General features: G+C 66.5%; 17 protein-coding genes. 11 read left to right on the top strand and 6 right to left on the bottom strand.

The features are described 5' to 3' along the window. The first annotated feature begins 119 nt into the window (after positions 1 to 119). A complete protein-coding gene (locus AC1RCS_RS04395; protein ID WP_492244510.1) occupies positions 120 to 542 on the top strand; it encodes a DUF1810 domain-containing protein in 423 nt (140 codons plus the stop codon). Positions 543 to 1,016: 474 nt separating this feature from the next. On the opposite strand, the gene AC1RCS_RS04400 is transcribed toward AC1RCS_RS04395, so the two are convergent. Then, entirely contained in the window at positions 1,017 to 1,574 is a 558-nt protein-coding gene (locus tag AC1RCS_RS04400; RefSeq protein WP_218293372.1) for a PadR family transcriptional regulator, read from the bottom strand. Positions 1,575 to 1,717: 143 nt separating this feature from the next. Between AC1RCS_RS04400 and AC1RCS_RS04405 the strand changes: the two genes are divergently transcribed. From AC1RCS_RS04405 to AC1RCS_RS04420, 4 genes are all read left to right on the top strand, one after another. Next, positions 1,718 to 3,787, top strand: a complete 2,070-nt coding sequence (locus AC1RCS_RS04405; RefSeq protein ID WP_492244400.1) for an oxidoreductase — start codon at positions 1,718 to 1,720, stop codon at positions 3,785 to 3,787. 31 nt (positions 3,788 to 3,818) lie between these two features. After that, on the top strand, positions 3,819 to 4,259 hold the full coding sequence (locus AC1RCS_RS04410; protein ID WP_492244401.1) for a nuclear transport factor 2 family protein: 441 nt from the start codon (positions 3,819 to 3,821) through the stop codon (positions 4,257 to 4,259). 35 nt (positions 4,260 to 4,294) lie between these two features. Beyond that, a complete protein-coding gene (locus AC1RCS_RS04415; RefSeq protein ID WP_492244402.1) occupies positions 4,295 to 5,422 on the top strand; it encodes an AMP-binding protein in 1,128 nt (375 codons plus the stop codon). 304 nt (positions 5,423 to 5,726) lie between these two features. After that, positions 5,727 to 7,373 carry a methyl-accepting chemotaxis protein gene (locus AC1RCS_RS04420; protein ID WP_492244403.1) on the top strand — a complete coding sequence of 549 codons (1,647 nt, stop codon included), beginning with the start codon at positions 5,727 to 5,729 and terminating at the stop codon, positions 7,371 to 7,373. A 514-nt stretch (positions 7,374 to 7,887) separates the two neighbouring features. Here the strand turns inward: AC1RCS_RS04420 and argC are convergent. After that, positions 7,888 to 8,823: an N-acetyl-gamma-glutamyl-phosphate reductase gene (argC, locus tag AC1RCS_RS04425; RefSeq protein WP_492244511.1), complete on the bottom strand. Its 936-nt coding sequence runs from the start codon at positions 8,821 to 8,823 to the stop codon at positions 7,888 to 7,890. A gap of 103 nt (positions 8,824 to 8,926) precedes the next feature. On the opposite strand from argC, the gene AC1RCS_RS04430 reads away from it, so the two are divergent. Then, positions 8,927 to 9,814, top strand: a complete 888-nt coding sequence (locus AC1RCS_RS04430) for a LysR family transcriptional regulator (protein WP_492244404.1) — start codon at positions 8,927 to 8,929, stop codon at positions 9,812 to 9,814. A 188-nt stretch (positions 9,815 to 10,002) separates the two neighbouring features. Here AC1RCS_RS04430 and AC1RCS_RS04435 read toward each other — a convergent pair whose 3' ends face one another. Beyond that, positions 10,003 to 10,716: a TetR family transcriptional regulator C-terminal domain-containing protein gene (locus AC1RCS_RS04435; protein ID WP_492244405.1), complete on the bottom strand. Its 714-nt coding sequence runs from the start codon at positions 10,714 to 10,716 to the stop codon at positions 10,003 to 10,005. A gap of 330 nt (positions 10,717 to 11,046) precedes the next feature. Between AC1RCS_RS04435 and AC1RCS_RS04440 the strand changes: the two genes are divergently transcribed. The 5 genes from AC1RCS_RS04440 (at position 11,047) to AC1RCS_RS04460 (ending at position 18,217) form a co-directional block, all read left to right on the top strand. Next, positions 11,047 to 12,414, top strand: coding sequence for an NAD(P)-dependent oxidoreductase (locus tag AC1RCS_RS04440; RefSeq protein WP_492244406.1), 1,368 nt, complete (start codon positions 11,047 to 11,049; stop codon positions 12,412 to 12,414). Positions 12,415 to 12,445: 31 nt separating this feature from the next. Then, on the top strand, positions 12,446 to 13,759 hold the full coding sequence (preA, locus tag AC1RCS_RS04445) for an NAD-dependent dihydropyrimidine dehydrogenase subunit PreA (RefSeq protein WP_218340365.1): 1,314 nt from the start codon (positions 12,446 to 12,448) through the stop codon (positions 13,757 to 13,759). Between the two features lie 179 nt (positions 13,760 to 13,938). Continuing rightward, positions 13,939 to 15,399, top strand: a complete 1,461-nt coding sequence (locus AC1RCS_RS04450; RefSeq protein ID WP_218340364.1) for an NCS1 family nucleobase:cation symporter-1 — start codon at positions 13,939 to 13,941, stop codon at positions 15,397 to 15,399. Between the two features lie 71 nt (positions 15,400 to 15,470). Next, entirely contained in the window at positions 15,471 to 16,922 is a 1,452-nt protein-coding gene (gene hydA, locus AC1RCS_RS04455; RefSeq protein WP_218340363.1) for a dihydropyrimidinase, read from the top strand. A 38-nt stretch (positions 16,923 to 16,960) separates the two neighbouring features. Beyond that, complete coding sequence (locus AC1RCS_RS04460) at positions 16,961 to 18,217, top strand: Zn-dependent hydrolase (RefSeq protein ID WP_218340362.1); 1,257 nt, start codon at positions 16,961 to 16,963, stop codon at positions 18,215 to 18,217. Positions 18,218 to 18,296: 79 nt separating this feature from the next. Here the strand turns inward: AC1RCS_RS04460 and AC1RCS_RS04465 are convergent, their stop codons facing one another. From AC1RCS_RS04465 to pncB, 3 genes are all read right to left on the bottom strand, one after another. After that, complete coding sequence (locus AC1RCS_RS04465; RefSeq protein WP_218293396.1) at positions 18,297 to 19,334, bottom strand: bifunctional nicotinamide-nucleotide adenylyltransferase/Nudix hydroxylase; 1,038 nt, start codon at positions 19,332 to 19,334, stop codon at positions 18,297 to 18,299. Positions 19,335 to 19,440: 106 nt separating this feature from the next. Continuing rightward, positions 19,441 to 21,141, bottom strand: coding sequence for an NAD+ synthase (locus AC1RCS_RS04470; RefSeq protein WP_492244407.1), 1,701 nt, complete (start codon positions 21,139 to 21,141; stop codon positions 19,441 to 19,443). Between the two features lie 142 nt (positions 21,142 to 21,283). Then, positions 21,284 to 22,474, bottom strand: coding sequence for a nicotinate phosphoribosyltransferase (pncB, locus tag AC1RCS_RS04475; RefSeq protein WP_492244408.1), 1,191 nt, complete (start codon positions 22,472 to 22,474; stop codon positions 21,284 to 21,286). Positions 22,475 to 22,486 lie beyond the last annotated feature (12 nt).

A 22,486-nucleotide genomic window follows, 5' to 3' on the forward strand; every position in this document is an offset into this window, starting at 1 on the left:
GGTGTTTCGGGCACATCACCTGCAGCCAGCCCTGCCTTTCCGTCACCATTCAACTGTTGTCTTCCGGTGAATTCATGGTCACCATTCACTTCAGCCAGCCCAGCATCCACTACCCGAACATGCCCCTTCCCCCTGTCCTCGACCGTTTCCTGCAAGCCCAGGATCCCGTCTGGCCCCGCGTGATCGCCGAGCTGCGGGCGGGCAAGAAGCGCACGCACTGGATGTGGTTTGTGTTCCCGCAGATCAAGGGACTGGGGCATAGCGACGTGGCCCAGCGCTATGCCATCCAGTCGCTGGCCGAGGCGCAGGCCTACCTGGCGCATCCAGTGCTTGCCGGCCGGCTGCGCGAGTGCTGCCAGATCCTGCTGGGCCTGGGGACGTGCTCGGCGCTGGATGTGTTTGGCACGCCGGACGATCTCAAGCTGCGCTCCAGCATGACGCTGTTTGGCGAAGTTTCTGCGCCGGGCAGCGTGTTTCACGCCATGCTGCAAAAGCATTTCGACGGGTGCAAAGACCCGCGTACCATCGAATTTTTCGATTGAAAATGGCATCTACCGCTTGTCCCATAAGCGTTGTTTGCTATTGATTTTGAATATTGCTCCTCTCTTTCTGGAACATGTGTGGCGCGCGTACGCATCCGATAGCCCGCGGACAGCGGTCGCACGTTCCAGCGCTGCTGCACTGCCCCTCAAGCGCCCCTGGGCAAAAACAGCGCGAACAGCATGGCAATGGCACCAGGGCCGATGAGATACAGCACGCCCTGTCCGCCCCACGTCGTCTCTACCGCAAGGAAAGCAGCGCGCCGAGAATGGGGCCTTCCATGGTGCCGATCCCTCCCCGCCAGCGCCATGAAGATCATTTAGGCCGTCCACTGCGCGCTGAAATAGGTTTTGGGCGGAGACATGAGGACTCGGCATCTTGAATGCTCCGATGGCGTGGTGCTGCTTGGTGTGACTAGCTGGCGCTGGCACTGGGGTACGCCGGAGGCTGGTCATGGCGCTGCGAGTGACATGTGGTCACCGGGCAGAGGGCGTCGGAGGCGGGCGCGGTGTGCCGAGTATCTCCAGCGCCTCTCTCGCGATCGCCAGCGACAGCTCTTCCTGCAGGATGCCGGCCTTGAGCACCAGGTGCTGCAGGCGGCGCTCTCGGCTCGCTTCCTTGCCCATGAAGTCGCGCTGTTCGATGCGCTGGTAGACGGCCAGCTTGTCCTCGTGCATGGCCTGCAGGCGGGCGATTTCCTTTTCCAGACCGGTGGGGCCGACGGCGGCCTCGGCGCGCAGGCGCACCATGAGTTCGTCGCGCAGGGGCGTGGGGTCCTGTTGCTCGGCGATCCAGCGGCGCAGTTCCTTGCGGCCCGCGGGCAGCAGGCGGAACTGGCGCTTGCGGCCGCGGCCCGTCTCGGCCGGCAGGGCCTCGATCCACAGTGCTTCTTCGAGCCGCGCCAGCTCGCGGTAGATCTGCTGGTGCGTGGCGTGCCAGAAGTAGCCGATGGACTTGTCGAAGCGCTCGGCGAGTTCCGAGCCCGAGCAGGGGTGCTCGACCAGGGCGGTGAGAAGGGCGTGGGGCAGGGACATCGGAAGAGGGCGCCGGAGAAAGCTGCGTAGTTCGCCATCTTGCCTGAATCGGGACTGCTCTCCATTGTTTACGCAACCAGTTGCATAAATGCGTGATGCTGGCTATATTTATGCAACTGGTTGCATAAACAAGGAGACCCCCGATGAACGCCGTCCCGAAACCTTCCCCGGCTCCACAGGCTGCTGGTAGCGGCAGTCCCTATCCCCACCTGCATGCCCCGCTGGACCTGGGCTTCACCACGCTCAGGAACCGCGTGCTCATGGGCTCCATGCACGTGGGGCTGGAGGAGGTGGCCAACGGCTTCGAGCGCATGGCGGCCTTCTATGCCGAGCGGGCGCGTGGCGAGGTGGGGCTCATCGTGACCGGCGGCATTGCGCCCAATGAGCGCGGCCGGCCCATGCAGGGCGGGGCCATGCTGGTCAACGAACACGAGGCCGGGCAGCACCGCAAGGTGACGCAGGCCGTGCACGCCGAGGGCGGCAAGATCGCCATGCAGATCCTGCACTTCGGCCGCTATGCCTACCACCGCGACCTGGTGGCCCCGAGCGCGCTGCGCGCACCCATCAACCCCCACGTGCCGCACGCGCTCACGGCGGAAGAGGTGGAGCAGACCATCGAAGACTTCGCGCGCTGCGCCGCGCTGGCCCAGCACGCGGGCTACGACGGGGTGGAGGTCATGGGCTCCGAGGGCTACCTGATCAACGAGTTCATCGCAGCGCGCAGCAACCACCGCGATGACGAATGGGGCGGCAGCTATGCCAATCGCATGCGCTTTCCGGTGGAGATCGTGCGGCGCACGCGCGAGCGGGTGGGGCCGAATTTCATCATCATCTACCGCCTGTCCATGCTCGACCTGGTGGAGGGCGGCTCCACGCTGGCCGAGGTGATACAGCTCGCCCAGGCCATCGAGGCGGCGGGCGCCACCATCCTCAACACCGGCATCGGCTGGCACGAGGCGCGCATCCCAACCATCGCCACCAAGGTGCCGCGCGCGGCCTATGCGTGGGTGACGAAGCAGGTGATGGGGCGGGTGGGCATACCGCTCATCACCTCCAACCGCATCAACACGCCCGAGGTGGCCGAGCGCCTGCTGGCCGAGGGCTGCGCCGACATGGTCTCCATGGCGCGGCCGCTGCTGGCCGACGCCGATTTCGTGCGCAAGGCACGCCAGGGCCGGGCCGACGAGATCAACACCTGCATCGCCTGCAACCAGGCCTGCCTGGACCACACTTTCGGCGGCAAGATCACCAGTTGCCTGGTCAACCCCCGTGCCTGCCACGAGACGGAGCTGGTCATCGCGCCCACCGCCGCCAAGAAGCGCATCGCTGTGGTCGGCGCCGGCCCTGCCGGCCTGAGCTTTGCCGTCACGGCCGCGCAGCGGGGCCATGCGGTGGTGCTGTTCGATGCGGGCAGCGAGATCGGCGGCCAGCTCAACATCGCCAAGCAGGTGCCGGGCAAGGAGGAGTTCTACGAGACCCTGCGCTACTACCGCCGCCAGCTGGAGCTGCATGGCGTGGAGGTGCGCCTTTCCACCCGCGTGGCCGCGCAGGAGCTGGTTGGCCAGGGCTATGACGAGGTGGTTGTGGCCACGGGCATCCGGCCGCGCACGCCCGACATCGACGGCATCACCCACCCCAAGGTGCTGAGCTACCTGGACGTGTTGCGCGACAAGCAGCCCGTGGGCCAGCGCGTGGCGGTGATCGGCGCGGGCGGCATCGGCTTCGACGTGGGCGAGTACCTCACGCACGAAGGCGAGAGCGGGGCCCTGGCGCCCGCCAAGTTCAACGACGAATGGGGCATCGACACCGCCTATGCCCAGGCTGGCGGCCTGCGCGCCGCGCAGGTGGAGGCGCCCGCGCGCCACGTGCATCTGCTGCAGCGCAAGGCCAGCAAGGTGGGCGACCAGTTGGGCAAGACCACGGGCTGGATCCACCGCACCTCGCTCAAGGCGCGCAACGTGGGCATGAGCTCGGGCGTGGCCTACGAGCGCGTGGACGACGCCGGTCTGCACATCACCATCGACGGCCAGCCGCGCGTGCTCGATGTCGACCACATCGTGGTCTGTGCCGGCCAGGAGCCGCTGCGCGAACTGTACGACGTGCTGCTGGCCGCGGGCCAGAGCGCGCACCTCATCGGCGGTGCCGATGTGGCCGCCGAGCTCGACGCCAAGCGCGCCATCCTGCAGGGCACGACGCTTGCAGCCTCGATCTGATTTCTTTGAAAACCACCCCAGGAGACATCCCATGACTGAAGCCTTGAAGAACATCCACCCCGCCGTCGCCCGCTCGCTCGACACCTGGCACCACATGGTGGCCAGCCGCGACCTGTCGAACCTGCTGAGCATCGTGCACCCGGACGCGGTGTTCCGCTCGCCCATGGCGAACACGGCCTACACCTCGGCCCCGGCGCTGATGCTGGCCCTGTCCACCGTGATCCAGGTGTTCGAAGACTTCACCTACCACCGCCAGCTGGCCACCGACGAGGGCCTGAACATCGTGCTGGAGTTCAGCGCGCGCGTGGGCGACAAGCAGCTCAAGGGCATCGATCTGGTGCGCTTCAATGAAGAGGGGCAGATCACTGAGTTCGAAGTCATGGTGCGCCCCCTGAGCGGCCTGCAGGCGCTGGGTGCCGAAATGGGCGCGCGGCTGGGTGACAAGCTCCCAGCGTTCAAAGCCAAGGCCTGATGCGTTCATAAAAAGAAGAGACAGGAGACAAGCCCATGACCGCCACCGCGGCGCCGCTGCCGCGCATGGCCGACGCGCTGGTGCGCGGGCAGGCGCTGGAGCCCGTCGAACACCGCAGCCACCCCGTGGCGGTGTACCAGTACACGGGCGGCACCACCGGGCGCAGCAAGGGCGCAGTGATCACGCACAGCAACATCCTGGCCACCTTGCGCATCACGCGCGATTTTCTCGACGCCTACGATGGGCCGAAGCAGGGCGAGACCATGCTCACCGTGCTGCCCATGTACCACGTGTTCGCCTTTATGGTGAACTTCCTGGTGTTCTTCGAGGTCGGTGCACGCAACCTGCTGGTGCCCAACCCGCGCCCCATGTCCAACCTGCAAAAGACCTTCGAGCAGTTCGACGTGCAGTGGACTGCCGGGGTGGACACGCTGTTCGCCGGCCTGCTGGCCGAGCCCTGGTTCCAGGCCAGGCCACCGAAGCTGCGCTACACCTTCTCGGGTGGCACGGCCCTGCGCACGTCGACCGCGCAGGCCTGGCAGGCGGTGGTCTGCCCCATCCTGGAGGGCTACGGCATGACCGAGACATCGTGCATCGTCTCGTGCAACCCGCCCTCGGCTACGCCGCGCCTGGGCACCGTGGGCGTGCCCATGCCGGGCTGCCGGGTGCGCATCGTCGATGACCAGGGGCGCGATCTGCCCCAGGGCGAGCGCGGCGAGTTGCTGGTGCAAGGGCCGCAGGTGGTGGCCGGCTACCTGCATGCGCAGGAAGATAGTGCCAGCGCGATCCGGGACGGCTGGCTGCACACGGGCGACATTGCGCAGCTGGAGGAGGGCGGTTTCATCCGCATCGTGGACCGCAAGAAGGACATGATTCTGGTGTCCGGCTTCAACGTTTACCCGAACGAGGTGGAAGACGTGCTCGCGGCCCACACCGACATCGCCGAGGCCGCCGTCATCGGTGTGCCGGATGCCGGCACCGGCGAGGCCGTGCGCGCCTTCGTGGTCGCGCGCAACCCGGCGCTCAACGCAGAGGACGTGGAGCGCCACTGCCGCACCCAGCTCACGGCCTACAAGGTGCCACGCCAGATCGTTTTCCGCGAGCAATTGCCCAAGTCGCCGGTGGGAAAGATCCTCAGGGCGTCGCTGCGCGAAGAGGCCTGAAAGGGGTCTGAGCAACGGCCTGGTCTGCAGCGGTGAGGCCAGGCCTTGCAGCTGCCGAACAGTCGGTGGAATGATGTTGGTGGTGCCAAGAACGATCAAGCCCTTGCGAGCAGTGGGGCGGGCCGAAGCGGTGATCCCCGGGGGGAATGCCGTGTCCCGGTGTGATCTATTTCTCCGCACATGGGTCACGTGGCAGCGCAGCAATGAACACTGAATCCATATCCTTCATCACAATAGCTGTTGTCTATTGACAAAATATTACAAATCTACTGACCATAACGCAGATGAACATTGGGGGACTGCGATGGGTTTTCAGAACATGACGATGCGGGCGAGGTTGGCACTGTCGTTTGGCTTGATGGTGGTGCTTATCGTGGTCCTGTCCGCGTTCGCCATCAAGGACATGAGCAGCGCCAAGACGCAATTTCATGACTTCGTGACCGGTATCGACGCACGGGCACATCTGGCCCAAGGAATACGGAGCGCCGTCGACGCGCGCGCCGTGGCCGCCCGGAACATGGTGCTGGCGACCAAGCCTGCAGAACGCGACGCGGAAAAGGCGGCTGTCGTCAAAGCCCACGAAGACGTCCAAAAACGCCTGGCCCTGCTCAAACAGGCGGTAGAAGGCCCAGGCATTCCAGTCAACGTCAGGACGCTGGTGGCCGAACTCGCAAAGATCGAGCAGTCATATGGGCCGGTGGCCCTGTCCATCGTCGATTTGGCGATGGCCGACAAAAAGGACGAAGCCATTGCGAAAATCAATGACGAGTGCCGGCCGCTTCTCGCCGCCCTGATTGCCAAGACCGACGAGTACCAAAAGACAACCGATGAGCGCTCCAAACAGCTGGTGGATTCCTCCGAGGCCGATTTCGAATTCCAGCGCCGGCTCTTGATCGGCCTGGCATTGCTGGCCACCGTGATGGCGGTGGCATGCGGGGTGGCCATCACCCGCGGAGTGCTGAGGGCCCTGGGTGCCGAGCCCGATGCACTGAGCAGTGCCGCCAGCAAGGTGGCGGGCGGCAACCTGTCCAGCATTGCGGGGGCGAGCGCAGCCCCCGGCGGCAGCGTGCTGGCATCGCTGAGTGCCATGCAGCAGAACCTGGCCAGCATCGTGAGCAAGGTACGGGGCGCCACCGACTCCATCTCCACCGGCACGAGCGAGATCGCCATGGGCAACGCAGACCTGAGCCAGCGCACCGAAGAGCAGGCCAGCGCTTTGCAGCAGACCGCCGCCACCATGGAAGAGTTCACCTCCACGATCCGCAACAACGCCGAGAACGCCAAGATGGCCGATCAGCTGGCCATCAGCGCATCCGCCGTGGCCACACGGGGCGGCGAGGTGGTCTCCAAGGTCGTCACCACGATGCGGGACATCAACGACAGCTCGCGCAAGATCTCGGACATCATCGGTGTGATCGATGGCATTGCCTTCCAGACCAATATCCTGGCGCTGAACGCCGCGGTAGAGGCAGCCCGCGCCGGCGAGCAGGGCCGAGGCTTTGCTGTGGTGGCCACCGAGGTGCGCAATCTCGCGCAGCGCAGCGCCAGCGCCGCCAAGGAGATCAAGGCGCTGATCAACGAAAGCGTGGAGAAGGTGTCCGTGGGCACGGGCCTGGTGGATCAAGCCGGGCAGACCATGGTCGAGGTTGTGGGCGCGATCAAGCGGGTGACGGACATCGTGGGCGAGATCAGCTCCGCCAGCTCCGAGCAGAGCACGGGCATTTCCCAGATCGGCCAGGCCGTCAACCAGATGGACCACGCCACGCAGCAGAACGCGGCTCTGGTGGAGCAAAGCGCCGCCGCCGCCAAGAGCCTGGAGCTGCAGGCCCAGCAACTCACCGAAGCCGTGAGCACCTTCCAACTGGAGGATGCGCCTGGAGCTACGCTGAATCGTCCTTGGGCACGCGCCGTTCCCCGCGCCGTTCCGCGCGCGCTTCTCGAACAAGCTTAAGCGGCAGAAGGTGAGAGGTCGTTGTGACCGTTCAGCAAAGGCGCCTTGAGAGCCCGGGAGCCGCCACGCGCCCTGTCGCGAGGAATGGCCTCCTGCTAAAACCTGGGCGCTTCATGTCGGCCCTCGCTGTGACGGCGCTTACTACATATCCGCGCTGAAGAATGACATGGGCATTCAATCGGACCGTCCGTAGCGTCCGCTCACCTCAACGCTCAGCATTGCCTCTACCCCATGCAGTCGGTCTGTCAGTTACTGGACGCGGCAAAGCTGGGTGCCGAATCTCGCATAGAACCATGCGTGTGGCATCAGCACGTCGATGATCGAGAGATCGTTGGAGCCTGCGCACCGCGCTGGCGCAAAGGTATTTGAGGTCCGGCTAACTGGAGCTTCACCCCGAGCGCGATGGGCTCTTCGCTTGGTACAAGAGCTGCGCTGCTTGAAACGGCGATCGGTTCGGGACGGTCATCTACTATAGGACACAGATCGTCCGATATGGCGATGTCTACACCTCTGCTCAACTCAAACGCTGATCCAGCATCAATTCCAGGTTCTGAACCGCGGCCCCTGAAGCCCCTTTGCCCAGGTTGTCGAACACCGCGGTCAGAAGCACCTGTCCATGGCGGTCGTTGGCGAAGACCCCCAACTGCAGCTGGTTGGTGCCATTGAGGGCCTGCGGATCCAGGTGCTCGGCCGCCTCGGCCTGGGCAAGGTCCATGACGTCGACATGCGCCGCGCCAGCGAAGTGGCGCGCGAGGCAGGCGTGCAAGTGCCTGCCCGTCGTGCCCGCAGGCAGCTGCCGCAGCAAGAGGGGAATGGTGAGCGCAATGCCCTGGCGAAAAGAGCCATAGGCGGGCAGGAAGAACGGGCGCTCAGACAGGCCTGCATGCAGGGCGATCTCGGGCGTGTGCTTGTGTTCCAGCTGCAGGCCGTAGATCTGGAAGGCCGGCGCGTTGGCGGTGTGGGCGCCTTCATGCTCCTCCACGCGCGCCCGGCCGCCACCTGAATAGCCAGAGACTGCGTGGATGGTGACGGGGTGGTCCGCAGGCAGCAGGCCCGCCTGTACCAGAGGCCGCAGCAGGGCGACGGCACCGGTGGGATAGCAGCCGGGATTGCTCACGCGCCGGGCGCGGGCGATTCGCGCGGCCTGCTCTTTGTCCATTTCGGGAAATCCGTAGACCCAGCCGGGGGCGGTGCGGTGCGCGGAACTCGCATCGATCACGCGGACCGAGGGGTTGACGACGGCGGCGGCCGCTTCCCGCGCCGGGGCATCCGGCAGGCAGAGGATTGCGACGTCGCAGCTGTTGATGGCCTCGGTCCGCCGGGCCGCGTCCTTGCGCTCGCCCTCGGGCAGCGTCAGCAGGCGCAGGTCTGTGCGATGGCGCAGGCGGTCGTGGATCTGCAGCCCGGTGGTGCCCTGGTCGCCATCGATGAAAACAAGGGGAGCGCTCATGGGGTGTTCCTGGTGTGTGAATGTGGGTACGGAATCTTCAACGGAGGCATAGAATTTGAAAAGTTGAATTTCACAAACATCAGCATCAGTTTTACTGAACGTCATGCGCGAACTCAATCTGGACCGTCTGCGCACGCTGGTCACCATTGCCGACCTCGGCTCGTTCGCCGAGGCCGCCCGCGTGTTGCACCTTGCCGCGCCCACGGTCAGCCTGCATGTCGCCGACCTGGAGGCGCAGATAGGCGCGCCCCTGCTCGTGCGCAAGCGTGGCGAAGTGAAACCCTCCGGCGTGGGCGAATCCCTGGTCGAGAGGGCGCGCCGCCTGCTGGCGGATGCCGAGGAGGCGCTGGACGTCGTGCAGCGGCAGGTCCAGGGCCTGTCGGGCCGCGTGCGGCTGGGTGCCTCCACCGGTGTCATTGCGCACCTGCTGCCCCGGGCGCTGGAGGTGGTCGGGCAGCATCACCCCGGCATTGACGTGCAGGTGGCGGTGCTCACTTCGCAGGAGACCATGGCGCGCTTGGCCAACGGCTCGCTGGATGTGGGCCTTGTCGCGCTCCCGCAGGGCGCCGTGCAAGGTGTCAAGGTGCTGCCGTGGCGGCGTGACCCGGTGATGGCGTTTGTTCCGGCCGCATGGCCCGCACCCCGGTGTGCGACGCCGCAGTGGCTGGCGAGCCAGCCGCTGATCCTCAACGACGTGGGCACCAGCCTGTCGCGCCTGGCCAGCGAGTGGCTCGCCCTGGCGGGCAGGCATCCCAAGGCGCGCATCCAGCTCAACTACAACGATGCCATCAAGAGCCTGGTGGCGGCGGGTTATGGGGCCACCCTGTTGCCGCACGAGGCGTCCGCGGCCGTGCCACTGGACCCGCACATCCGCATGCTGGCGCTGCGTCCCGCACTGTGGCGGCCACTAGGCATCGCGCACCGGGCAGGGGCTGTGGAGCGGGCGACCCAGCATGTGCTGGACGTGCTGTGGCAGCAGCGGCAGGCGTGAAGGCGCAACGAAGGCGTGTGGGCGGCCTGGGGAGCATTGGCGTCGCGGCGCGCCGGCAAGAACCCCTACCGAGAAGATCTGCTGGTGGCGCCCGCCTCTGCATGGCCTCGTGCTACGGATTGAGTAGCGGTTTGGGGGGCCCTGGGGGCGGTCTTCACGCTGCACGCCTTCGGGGCCCCGGCGGCGGGTCAGGCCACGGCATCCGGCGCAAGCGCGCTCAGCACCATGCGCACGATCAACGCTTCGGCGTTTTCATAGTCGCGTTCGGTCAGTGACGGCTTGCCCAGCAACAAGGCGAATTGCGCTTCCTGTTCCGCATAGGCCTGCGTCACGGACCAGATGATGAACATCAGATGGGTGAAGTTCACCTTGGCGATGCGGCCTTCGCGCGCCCAGCGCTCGAAAGTGCGCACCTCGGTCTTGAGCAGCGGGCCGACGCGCTCGCGGATGGCCTTGCCATAGCGTGGTGCGCCGGCAATCACCTCTTTGGTGAATACCTTGGCTCCCTGGGGGTGCACGCGCGAGTATTGAAGCTTGGCGCGGATGTAGCGGCGCAGGGCCTGCTGGGGATCTTCGCTGTGCGAAAGGTCCTCCATGCCGGCCAGCCACTGGGTGAGCACGTCGTCCAGCACACGCTGGTACAGCGCTTCCTTGCTCGGAAAGTAGTACAGCAGGTTGTGGCGGCTGATGCCGATGGCGGCCGCTATGTTCTCCAGCGAGGCGCCTTCGAAGCCGAATTGCGCGAAGTGGTTCTCGGCCTCCGCCAGGATGCCCTGCTCCTTGAGCAGGCGGGATGCCGTGGGCGCGCGGGTGGCGGCCGTGTCGTCGGGGGCGGGGGATCTCGGTGCCTTGGCCCGCGGGGGCGCGGCGGGATCTGGAGGGGACTGGCGGGCGTCTGTCATCGCACCATTGTGGAACAAGCGAGGCCTCGAAGACTGGCAATTGGCTGGCATGGCGCTTGCTCTAGGGATTTTACCAATTGGTAAATTTTTACGGGTTGGTAAATTGACCCACATCGCAGGGCACCGCGGCAAATAAAGCGGCGGGCACCTGCACCCCACAGCGAGGACCACGATGAAACCTCCGAAGTTCGCGGGCGCAAGCATTCTGGCTTGCGCTGCGTTGGCTGGCACGCGGCATGCCCGCCACAGGTGCCACAAAGCCCCAGGGCGCGGGGCGGCCCGTGCCGCGCATGCCTGGATCTCCACCCCGAACCTTCCGGAGCAAGACTGATGGACACACCCGCAAGCCGTGCCTGCGGCATACATGCCGCGCGCCTGAACCTGGCCGACTACGCCCGCAACTTCAGCGACGCGCACCCGCCGCTCACCCGCCCGCAGGCGCTGATCGAAGCCGAACGCTGCTACTACTGCCACGACGCTCCGTGCGCCACGGCATGCCCCACGGGCATCGACATCCCGTCCTTCATCCATCGCATCGCGCAGGACAACAACCGGGGCGCGGCCCGCGCCATCCTGCAGGCCAACCCGCTGGGCGGCATGTGCGCCCGCGTGTGCCCCACCGAGGTGCTGTGCGAGCAGGCCTGCGTGCGCAACACCAACGAGGACAAGCCGGTGGAGATCGGCTCGCTGCAGCGCTACGCCACCGATGCATTCTTTGCCAGCCCGGGCGCACCGTTGTTCCAGCGCGCAGCCTCCACCGGCCGCCGCGTGGCGGTGGTGGGCGCAGGGCCGGCTGGCCTGGCATGTGCCCACGGCTTGGCCGTGCGCGGCCATGACGTGGTGCTGTTCGAGGCGCGCCCCAAGCTGGGCGGCCTGAATGAATACGGCCTGGCCAGCTACAAGACGACCCACAACTTCGCGCAGAAGGAAGTGGAGTGGCTGCTGTCCATCGGCGGTATCGAGGTGCGCACGGGCCAGCAGCTGGGCCGTGACATCACGCTCGACAGCCTGCTGGGCGCCTACGATGCGGTGTTCCTGGGCCTGGGCCTGCAGGGCGTGAATGCCCTGGGCATTGCCGAGCCTGCGGCGACAGGCCTGCGCAATGCGGTGGACTTCATCGCCGAGCTGCGCCAGAGCGGCGACCTGTCCACCCTGCCCGTGGGCCGCCGCGTGGTGGTGATCGGCGGCGGCATGACGGCGGTGGACGCCGCCGTGCAGTCGCGCAAGCTGGGCGCCGAAGAAGTGACCATCGTCTACCGTCGCGGCGCAGAGGCCATGTCGGCGTCCGCTGTGGAGCAGCAGTGGGCGCAGACGAATGGTGTGACCATCCGCCACTGGGCTGCACCGAAAGAGGTGCTGAGCGAAGGCGGTGTTGTCAAGGGCGTGCGTTTTGCCGCCACGGCGCTGAGTGGCGGCAAGTTGGTGGAAACCGGCGAGACCTTCATGCTGGAGGCCGACATGGTGCTCAAGGCCATCGGCCAGACCTTTGTGGCCGAGCCGGTGGGTGCCTCCATCGCGCTGGAAGCCGGGCGCATTGTGACGGACCTGGAGGGCCGCACCAGTCTGGCGCGCGTCTGGGCCGGAGGCGACTGCCGCGTGGGTGGCCGCGACCTCACGGTGGAGGCGGTGGAGCACGGCAAGGTCGCCGCTGTCTCCATGCATCAAGCGCTGAGCGTGCCCGTGGCACTCGTGGCCTGACGTCGTCAACTGCAACTCACGGGAGCACCCCATGGCAGACATTCGCAGCAATTTTCTGGGCATCCAAAGCCCCAACCCCTTCTGGCTGGCCTCCGCACCGCCCACCGACAAAGAGATCAACGTCACCCGCGCCTTCGAAGCCGGTTGGGGCGGCGTGGTCTGGAAGACGCTGGGCGAAGACCCGGCCGTGGTCAACGTCAACGGCCCGCGCTACTCCACGCTGATGTCGCAAGACCGCCGCGTGATCGGCCTGAACAACATCGAGCTCATCACCGACCGGCCGCTGCACACCAACCTGGAAGAGATCAAGCGCGTCAAACGCAACTGGCCCGACCGCGCCATGATCGTCTCGCTCATGGTGCCCTGCGAGGAGCAGAGCTGGAAGAGCATTTTGCCGCTCGTCGAGGACACCGGCGCCGACGGCATCGAGCTCAACTTCGGCTGCCCGCACGGCATGAGCGAGCGCGGCATGGGCGCCGCCGTGGGCCAGGTGCCCGAGTACATCCAGATGGTCACGGCCTGGTGCAAGCACTACAGCCGCCTGCCGGTCATCGTGAAGCTCACCCCCAACATCACCGACGTGCGGCACCCGGCGCGCGCGGCCAAGGCGGGCGGGGCGGACGCGGTGTCGCTCATCAACACCATCAACTCCGTGATGGGCGTGGACCTGGACCGCATGGTGATGAGCCCCAGCACCGACGGCTGGGGCTCGCACGGGGGCTATTGCGGCCCGGCCGTCAAGCCCATCGCGCTGAACATGGTGGCAGAGATCGCGCGCGACGCGCAGACCGCCGGCCTGCCCATCAGCGGCATCGGCGGCATCACCACCTGGCGCGACGCGGCCGAATACATCGCCCTGGGCTGCGGCACGGTGCAGGTGTGCACGGCGGCCATGGTCTACGGTTTCAAGATCGTGCAGGACATGTGCGACGGGCTGTCGAACTTCATGGATGAGCACGGCTACGCCACGCTCGACGACTTCAAGGGCCAGGCCGTGCCCACCGTCAAGGACTGGAAGAACCTCAACCTCAACCACATTGAGAAAGCCGTCATCAACCAGGATGCCTGCATCCAGTGCGGCCGCTGCCATGTGGTGTGCGAAGACACCTCGCACCAGGCCATCACCTTCACCAAGGACGGTGGCGTGCGCAAGTTCGAGATCAACGAGGCCGAATGCGTGGGCTGCAACCTGTGCGTGTCGATCTGCCCCGTGCCTGAGTGCATCACCATGCGCGCGCTGGAGCCCGGCGAGGTGGATGTGCGCACGGGCAAGACGGTCACCGGTGAATACGCCAACTGGACGACGCACCCCAACAACCCGCAGCGCGTGCCGGCGGCGGCATGACGCTGGAGGCGCCCGATGTGGTGCGCGTTCGCAACGCGTGCTGCGCTGCATCTGGTGCGGTCCTTGCGTGATCTATAGCATCGCTCGCTTCCTTTGGCCCGCATCTGAATGCACCGGGGCGCCGGACCAGACAGCGGGTTGTGTGCAACCCCAATGAGGTCTTTGACAGGAGTACAGGCATGACGAACAGTACCGGTGGCGCTGCCCATGTGGCGGGGCTGATGCCCGGCGCAGCATCCAACACGCTGGCCAACGAAGATTTGCTCCCCACCACCGCCGCGCAGCGGCACTGGACCTGGAAGGACTTTGCCGCGCTCTGGGTGGGCATGGTGGTCTGCGTGCCCACCTACACCATGGCCAGCTCCATGCTGGACCAGGGCTTCTCCTGGCAAATGGCCGTGTGGCTGGTGTTCCTGGCCAACTGCATCGTGCTGGTGCCCATGGTACTCATCGGGCGCGTGGGCCCCAGGTACGGCGTGCCGTTTCCGGTGCTCGCCCGCGCATCGTTCGGCGTGAAGGGCGCCAACCTGCCCGCCGTGCTGCGCGGCCTGGTGGCCTGCGGCTGGTTCTCCATCAACTGCTACTTTGGTGCGCTGGCGCTGCATGGCTTCCTGAACATCGTGGGCATGAACCTCGCGGGGCCGGCCGATGGCCAGACCATCAGCACCTCGCAGTTCATGTGTTTCCTCGCCTTCTGGGCGGTGCACATCTGGTTCATTTGGCGAGGGCCGGAATCCATCCGCAAGCTGGAGGTGATCGCCGCGCCGCTGATGATCGCCGCCTCCATCCTGCTGGTGGTGGTGCTCATGGTGCGGGTGCCCTCGGGCCAGCTCTTCAACCTGCCCGCCAAGGTGGTGGAAGGCGGGCCCAAGACCTGGGCCGCGCTCACCGGGCTGGTGGGCTTCTGGGCCACGCTGGCGCTCAACATTCCGGACTTCACGCGTTTCGCCAGATCGCAGAAGGACCAGGTCCTGGGCCAGGCCATCGGCCTGCCGATTCCCATGGCGCTGTTCTCGATGGTGGGCGTCATCGGCTTTTCCGCGTCGGCCATCCTGTACGGCAAGGCCCAGCTGTTCCCCGACGGCCTGTTGACCCAGATGGGCAGCGTGGCGGCCGGCCTGGGCCTGCTGGTGATCCTGCTGGCCAACCTGACCACCAACGTGGCCGCCAACCTGGTGTCGCCTTCCTATGATTTCAGCCAGTGCGCGCCTACCAGGATCAGCTTTCGCATGGGCGGCATCATCGCCGCGCTGATCGGGCTCGTGTTCATGCCCTGGAAGATCCTGGCCACATCAGGCGGCTACCTCTTCACCTGGCTGGGCGGCTACGGCACGCTGCTGGGCGCGATCGCGGGCATCCTGCTGGTGGACTACTACCTGGTGCGCAAGAGCGAGCTGAAGGTGGATGACCTGTACCGCCGCGGCGGCGAGTACGAATACAGCAACGGCTGGAACCTGCATGCGCTCATGGCCTTCTTCCTGGGCGTGCTGCCGTGCCTGCCGGGCTATCTGGCGGTGTCGGGCGTGGTGGACAAGGCCAGCATGCCCGCCATCTGGCTCACCCTGTTCGATTCGGGCTGGTTCTTCAGCCTGGCCGTGGCCGGCACCTACTACTACCTGACCGCGAAGAAAAAGCAATGACCTCCGGCCCTGCCTGGGCCTGGTGCCAGCGCAGGGCCTCTTTTTGATCTGCATCCCTGAAGGAGATCCCCATGACCCAAGCCCTTGTGATCCGCGGTGGAACCGTGGTCAATGCCGACCGCGAGCAGCCGGCCGATGTGCTGTGCGTGGACGGCCGCATCGTGGCCGTGGGCGAGAGCGTGGCGGCGCAGGCCCCCGCGGGCGCACAGACCCTGGACGCCAGCGGCCAGTACGTGCTGCCTGGCGGGATCGATCCGCACACGCACATGCAATTGCCGTTCATGGGCACCGTCACCATGGACGACTTCTTCACCGGCACGGCCGCGGGCCTGGCCGGGGGCACCACGAGCATCATCGACTTCGTGATTCCCGACCCGCAGGAGCCCATCCTCGACGCCTACCGCAAGTGGCGCGGCTGGGCCGAGAAGTCGGCTGCCGACTATTCCTTCCATGTCGCCATCACCTGGTGGAGCGAGCAGGTGCGCGCCGACATGGGCACCCTGGTGCAGCAGGAAGGCGTGAACAGCTTCAAGCACTTCATGGCCTACAAGAACGCCATCATGTGCGACGACGAAACCCTGGTGAACAGCTTCAAGCGCGCGCTGGAGCTGGGCGCCATGCCCACGGTGCACGCCGAAAACGGCGAGCTGGTGTACCTGCTGCAGCAGGAGGTCGCCAAGATGGGCATCACCGGCCCCGAGGGTCACCCGCTCTCGCGCCCGCCCATGGTCGAGGCCGAGGCCGCCAACCGCGCCATCGCCATTGCCGACGTGCTGGGCGTGCCCATCTACGTGGTGCATGTGAGCTGCATGGAGTCGGCCGACGCCATCGCCCGCGCCCGCGCGCGCGGCCAGCGTGTGTACGGCGAGGTGCTGGCGGGGCACCTGCTGGTAGACGACAGCGTGTACCGCGACCCGGACTTCGCCAAGGCCGCCGCCTATGTGATGAGCCCGCCCTTTCGCCCCAAGGTCCACCAGGAGGCGCTGTGGCGCGGCCTGCAGTCGGGCCAGCTGCACACCACCGCCACGGACCACTGCACCTTCTGCGCCGCGCAGAAGGCGGCAGGCAAGGACAACTTCGCCAAGATCCCCAACGGCACGGGCGGGGTGGAAGAGCGCATGGCCGCCATCTGGGATGCGGGCGTGAACACCGGGCGCCTCACGCCCTCCGAGTTCGTGGCCATCACCTCGGCCAACTGCGCCAAGCTGTTCAACATCTACCCGCGCAAGGGCTTCATCGGCGAGGGTGCCGACGCCGACCTGGTGCTGTGGGACCCTGAAGGCACCAAGACCTTCTCGGCCAAGACGCAGTTCAGCAAGGGCGACTTCAACATTTTTGAAGGCCGCACCGTGCGCGGCATCCCGAGCCACACCATCAGCCAGGGCCGCGTGGTGTTCGCCAACGGCGACCTGCGGGCCGAGCAGGGCAAGGGCCGCTACATCAAGCGCCCCGCGTTCGGCGCCAACTTCCAGGCCGTGCAAAAGCGTGCGCAGGACCTGGCGCCTACCGCTGTCGCACGTTGATGGACTCGCTGACCGATTCAATGCCTCTGGAGAACACCATGGACACCAAAGTCAAACCCGATATTGAGAACCTGCGCATCAACGGCCAGCGCCTGTGGGATTCGCTCATGGAACTGGCCCAGATCGGCGCCACCCCCAAGGGCGGCGTGTGCCGCCTGACCCTCACCGACCTGGACAAGCAGGGCCGCGATCTCGTCACCCGCTGGGCGCGCGAGGCGGGCATGACGGTGACCATCGACAAGATCGGCAACGGCTTCATGCGCCGCCCCGGGCGCAACAACAGCCTGCCGCCCATCATGACCGGCAGCCACATCGACACCCAGCCCACGGGCGGCAAGTTCGACGGCAACTACGGCGTGCTGGCGGGCATCGAGGTGGTGCGCACGCTCAACGACCACGGCATCGAGACCGAGGCGCCCATCGAAGTCGCGTTCTGGACCAACGAAGAAGGCAGCCGCTTCGTGCCCGTGATGATGGGCTCGGGCGTGTTCGCCAAGGCCTTCACGCTGGAGCACGCCTACGCCGCCACCGACACCGAGGGCAAGACCGTGAAGGGCGAGCTGGAACGCATCGGCTACGTGGGCGACCAGGAACCCGGCGACCACCCCATCGGCGCGTATTTCGAAACCCACATCGAGCAAGGCCCGGTGCTGGAAGACAACGACAAGACCATCGGCGTGGTCAGCGGCGTGCTGGGCATCCGCTGGTTCGACTGCACCGTGACCGGCATGGAAGCCCACGCCGGCCCCACGCCCATGGCGCTGCGCAAGGATGCGATGCTGGCCGCCACGCGCATCATGCAGGACGTGGTGGCGGCAGCCCACCGCCACCCGCCGCACGGACGCGGCACCGTGGGCATGGTGCAGGTGTTCCCGAACAGCCGCAACGTGATTCCCGGGCGGGTCAAGTTCAGCATCGACCTGCGCAACAGCACCGACGAACTCGTGGACCAGATGGCCGCCGAGGTGAAGGCCCTGGCCGGGCAGGTGGCCCAGGAACACGGCGTGCAGGTGCACATCGAGATGGTGTCCAGCTACCCGGCCCAGGCCTTCCACGAGAACTGCGTGGAGGCCGTGGGCCGCGCGGCCGCCAAGCTCGGTTACAGCCACATGCCCGCTGTCTCGGGCGCGGGGCACGATGCCGTGTACATGGCCAAGCTGGCGCCCAGCGGCATGATCTTCATCCCGTGCAAGGACGGGATCAGCCACAACGAGATCGAGGATGCCAAGCCCGAGCACATCACGGCGGGGTGCAACGTGCTGCTGCATGCCATGCTCGAGCGGGCGGGGACTTGATGCTATCTGAATGATAGCTGTCAGCGCTTGATGGACAAGCGCCGGCAGCAGTTCTTGCCCGAAATGCGGCCCTGCGCCGTCAGTGCAGTTCCGTCAGCCCCAGGAAGTGGTCCAGCATGTGGAAGTGGTCTTCAAAGAACTCCTCTTCCAGGCCCGCCAGCTGGCCGATGGGCGTCCACTGCACCAGCATCGCATCGTCATCGGCCTGCACCACGGGAAAGGGCGCGTCCCCCAGATCGAAGTAGTGCGCATGCGTGAGCGTGCGCCCGCGCTGGCTGCGGTCGGGGTGGTCGAACACGGCCACCGACTGCAGGGCGGCGCGCATGGTGGCCTCGGGCAGGTGGCAGTGGGTTTCTTCCACCAGTTCGCGCAGGCACGACTGCCACACGGTCTCGCGCTGTTCGATGAAACCGCCGGGCACCGCCAGCTGGCCCTTGCCGGGGGCGTGGGCGCGGCGTATCAGCAGCACATGGTCGCGGCAGCGCAGCACGGCGTCCACCGTCACGAACACGGGCGGATAGGGCGCGGCCGCCCAGGCCTGGCGGTAGCCGCGCAGCATCCGCCACTCCTGCTGCAGCGCCAGGTAGTGCGGGGTCTGCGCGAACTGGACCAGCGTGGCCAGGGTGCTGGGGGGCATCTGGTTGGCCAGGGGGGCGAGGGCGGAGGGAACGGTGTCGGGGCTCGCACCAAACCAGGCGTCACGGATGGCCGTGGCGTCGATGGGGCCCTGGCGCTCCACATGGATGAGCTCCCAGCCGGGGAACGCGCTCAGGTAGCCGCTGGTGGCGTCCTTGAAGTGGCCCACCAGCCCGGTGCGCGCATTCGGTGCGGTCAAACGCGCCACACCCTGGCGCACGGCCTGCACCCACACGGCCTCGTTGTAGTAGTCGCGCATGGGCAGCACCTGCACGCGGCTGCGGTCGGCCTCGGGCAGCGCCATCAGCAGCATGGCTTCGCGCTCCTGCCAGGTGAAGGGGTTCTTGGGCGAGCGCGCCTGCCAGGCCGAGCCCACCACCACGATGACCTGCTGCGCGCTGTCGAGCGCGCGCCGCAGCAGCGCGATGTGGCCGTTGTGCACGGGTTCAAAACGCCCGATGTAGATGGCGGTATCGAGCATGTGTCTCCATTGCTGGGTTGTATTTTTGAGGTTTTTTGGCCGCTGGCGCTTGTCCATCAAGCGCCAGCAGCTATCTTTTTTGTAGTGATTTTATCTGATCGATGGTTCATGCATACCGTGCCGCAATCGGCATCTGCCGCCCGCTGCCAAAGGCCCGGGCCCGCACGCGCACGATGGGCGGGGCCTGGCGGCGTTTGTATTCGTTGCGCGCCACCATCATGCGCACGCGCTGCACCAGCGCGCGGCCGGCTTCTTCCTGCTGCAGCTGCGCCACGAAGGCCTGCGCGGCCGCATGCTCGGCGCTCGACAGGCGGTCGCCCTCGATCAGCAGCTTGAGCACTTCGTCCAGCACCGGGTAGGGTGGCAGGCTGTCCACGTCGCGCTGGCCGGGCGCCAGCTCGGCGGACGGTTCCTTGTCGATGATGGCCTGCGGAATCAGCTCGCGCCCGGCGTGTTCGTTGACATGGCGCGCAAGCGCGAACACCTCGGTCTTGTACAGGTCGCCGATCAGGCCCAGCCCGCCGTTGGTGTCGCCATACAGCGTGCAGTAGCCCACCGAGATTTCCGACTTGTTGCCGGTGGTGAGCAGCAGGTGGCCGAAGGCGTTGGAATACTCCATCAGCACCGTGCCACGGATGCGCGCCTGCAAATTTTCAAGCGGCAGGCCCGCCAGCGGCGGGCCAAAGCTGGCCTCGAACTGCCGCGCGTAGCCCGCCACCAGATCGGCGATCGGGTGCGTGAAGAGCTGCACGCCCAGGTTGCGGCACAGCGCCACCGAGTCATCGACCGAGCCGCTGCTGGAATAGCGCGAGGGCATGGTGATGCCCACCACGTTCCCGGGTCCCAGCGCCTCGGCCGCCAGCGCGAGGGTGAGCGCGCTGTCGATGCCGCCCGAGCTGCCCACCACCACCTGCGTGAAGCCGCAGCGCCGCGCGTAGTCCGAAAGGCCCAGCACGATCTGCTGGCGGTAGAAATCCATCGTGGGCAGGCCCTGCTCCGGCACGGGCGCGGGGCGTGCGCCTTCCGCCGTGAAGAAGCTTCCGCCCTCGAATCGGAGCGTGCGCACGTCCTCCACGAAGCGTGGCGCCTCGAAGACGATGCCGGCCTCGGGCTCGGCGGCGAACGAGGCGCCGTCATACACCACCTGGTCGTGCCCGCCCACCTGGTTCACATACAGGATGGGCAGGCCGTGCCGGCGCGAGGAGCCGCCAAAGATCTGGTGGCGCTGTTCGCGCTTGCCGATGTGGCTGGGGCTGGCATTGATGCTCACCACCAGGTCGGGTGCCGCGTCGCGCATGCGCTCGAAGGGGTTCGTCGCGTAGTCGGCGCCGTGGTCGTTCCAGCCGTCCTCGCAGACCAGCAGGCCCACCTGGGCGTTGCCGATGCGCAGCACCTTGGCCACGTCGGGCCCCGGCTCGAAATGGCGGCGCTCGTCAAAGATGTTGTAGGTGGGCAGCAGCTGCTTGGCGTATTGCAGGCGCACGGTGCCGCCCTGCAGCACCAGCAGGCTGTTGTGCAGCCGCTTGCCGGGGCCGCGCGCGGGCGTGGGCGCACCCACCACCCAGTGCAGTTGCGGCAGCCCGGCGGAGGCCTGCTGCAGCGCGGCCAGGCCGGCCTCGATGCGCTGCTGGAAGGTACTTTCCTCCAGCATGTCGCCGGGGTAGTAGCCGCACAGCGACAGTTCGCTGAACACGATGAGGTCGGCCTGTTCGCGCGCCGCCTGCTGCGCGGCGGCCACCATGCGGGCCACGTTGCCCTCGATGTCGCCGACGGTGAAGTTGAGCTGGGCGATGGTGATGCGGAGCATGGTGTCATTCCTCCTAAGGTTCGATTTCGTCGGCAGCCGCCGACACGGGCGCAGCCCATGCCAGGGACGCCGAGCAAGGGCCGCCCCGCAGTGAGGGCGTCGTCTCCCCGGAGGAAGGCGCGAAGCGACTCAGGGGGGCTTCTTATGCAATGCTGAAGACCTGGCGCAGGTATGCCAAGTATGTTTCATCGTCGCACAGCGTCTTGCCGGGCGTGTCCGAGAGCTTGGCCACGGGCTGGCCGTTGGCGTGCGTGAGCTTCATCACGATGTTGAGGGGCTTGTGGTCTGCGCCCATGTCGTTGGTGAGGTTCGTGCCAATGCCAAACCCGAGCTGCGTGCGGTCGCCAAAGTGGCGGTACAGCATGAGGGCGCGCTCCAGGTCGAGGCCGTCGGAGAACACGAGCCGCTTGGTGTGCGCGTCGATGCGCAGCCTGGCATAGTGCGCCAGCGCCTTTTCGCCCCAGGCCACCGGGTCGCCCGAGTCGTGGCGCAGGCCGTCGAACAGCTTGGCGAAGTACAGGTCGAAGTCGGCCAGGAAGGCGTCCATGCCCACCGTGTCGGTCAGCGCGATGCCCAAGTCGCCCCGGTACTCCTGCACCCAGTCCTCCAGCGCGGCCTTTTGAAAGTCGCGCAGCCGCACGCCCAGCGCCTGGTAGCTTTGCAGGTATTCGTGCGCCATGGTGCCGATGGGCACCAGGTTCAGGTCGCGCGCCAGCAGCACGTTGCTGGTGCCCTTGAACCACTGGGGTGTCTGCTCTGCAAATGTCTTGACCACCTCGCGCTGCCAGTCGCCGCTGTAGCGGCGGCGCAGGCCGAAGTCGAACAGCTCGAAGGGGTGGCGCAAGGTGGCTTGCCGGGCCAGGTCCTGCAACCGCTGTACCTTGGCGGCCAGGCGCTCGCGCCCGCTGGCCAGCGCTGCGGCCGCGTCGAAGCGGCGAAAGTACAGTTGGTTCACGATGGCCAGCACGAAGATCTCGAAGCCCATCACATGCACCTGGGGGCCGCGGGCCACGATGGTCAGCGTGTCGCCCTCGGCCCGCGCCTCGATGAAGTTGCGCTGGAACTGGAAGAGGCGCAGGAAGTCGACGAAGTCGCTCTTGATGAAGCGCAGGCCGCCGAGGTAGTCGAGCTCGCCCTTGGTAAAGCGCAGCGAGCACAGGTGGTCCAGCTCGGCGTTCACCTGCGGCAGCAGCTCGGCCAGCGGGTACAGGGGCTGGTTGCGGCACACGAAGCGGTATTCGCTTTGTGTTTGCGGATGGCGGTGCAGCAGGGCCTGCCACATGGTGAACTTGTACAGGTCGGTGTCGAGCAGGCTGGTGATGATGCGGGTCATGATGATGCTCCT

This window comes from Acidovorax sp. GW823-FHT01C06, from assembly GCF_058798375.1.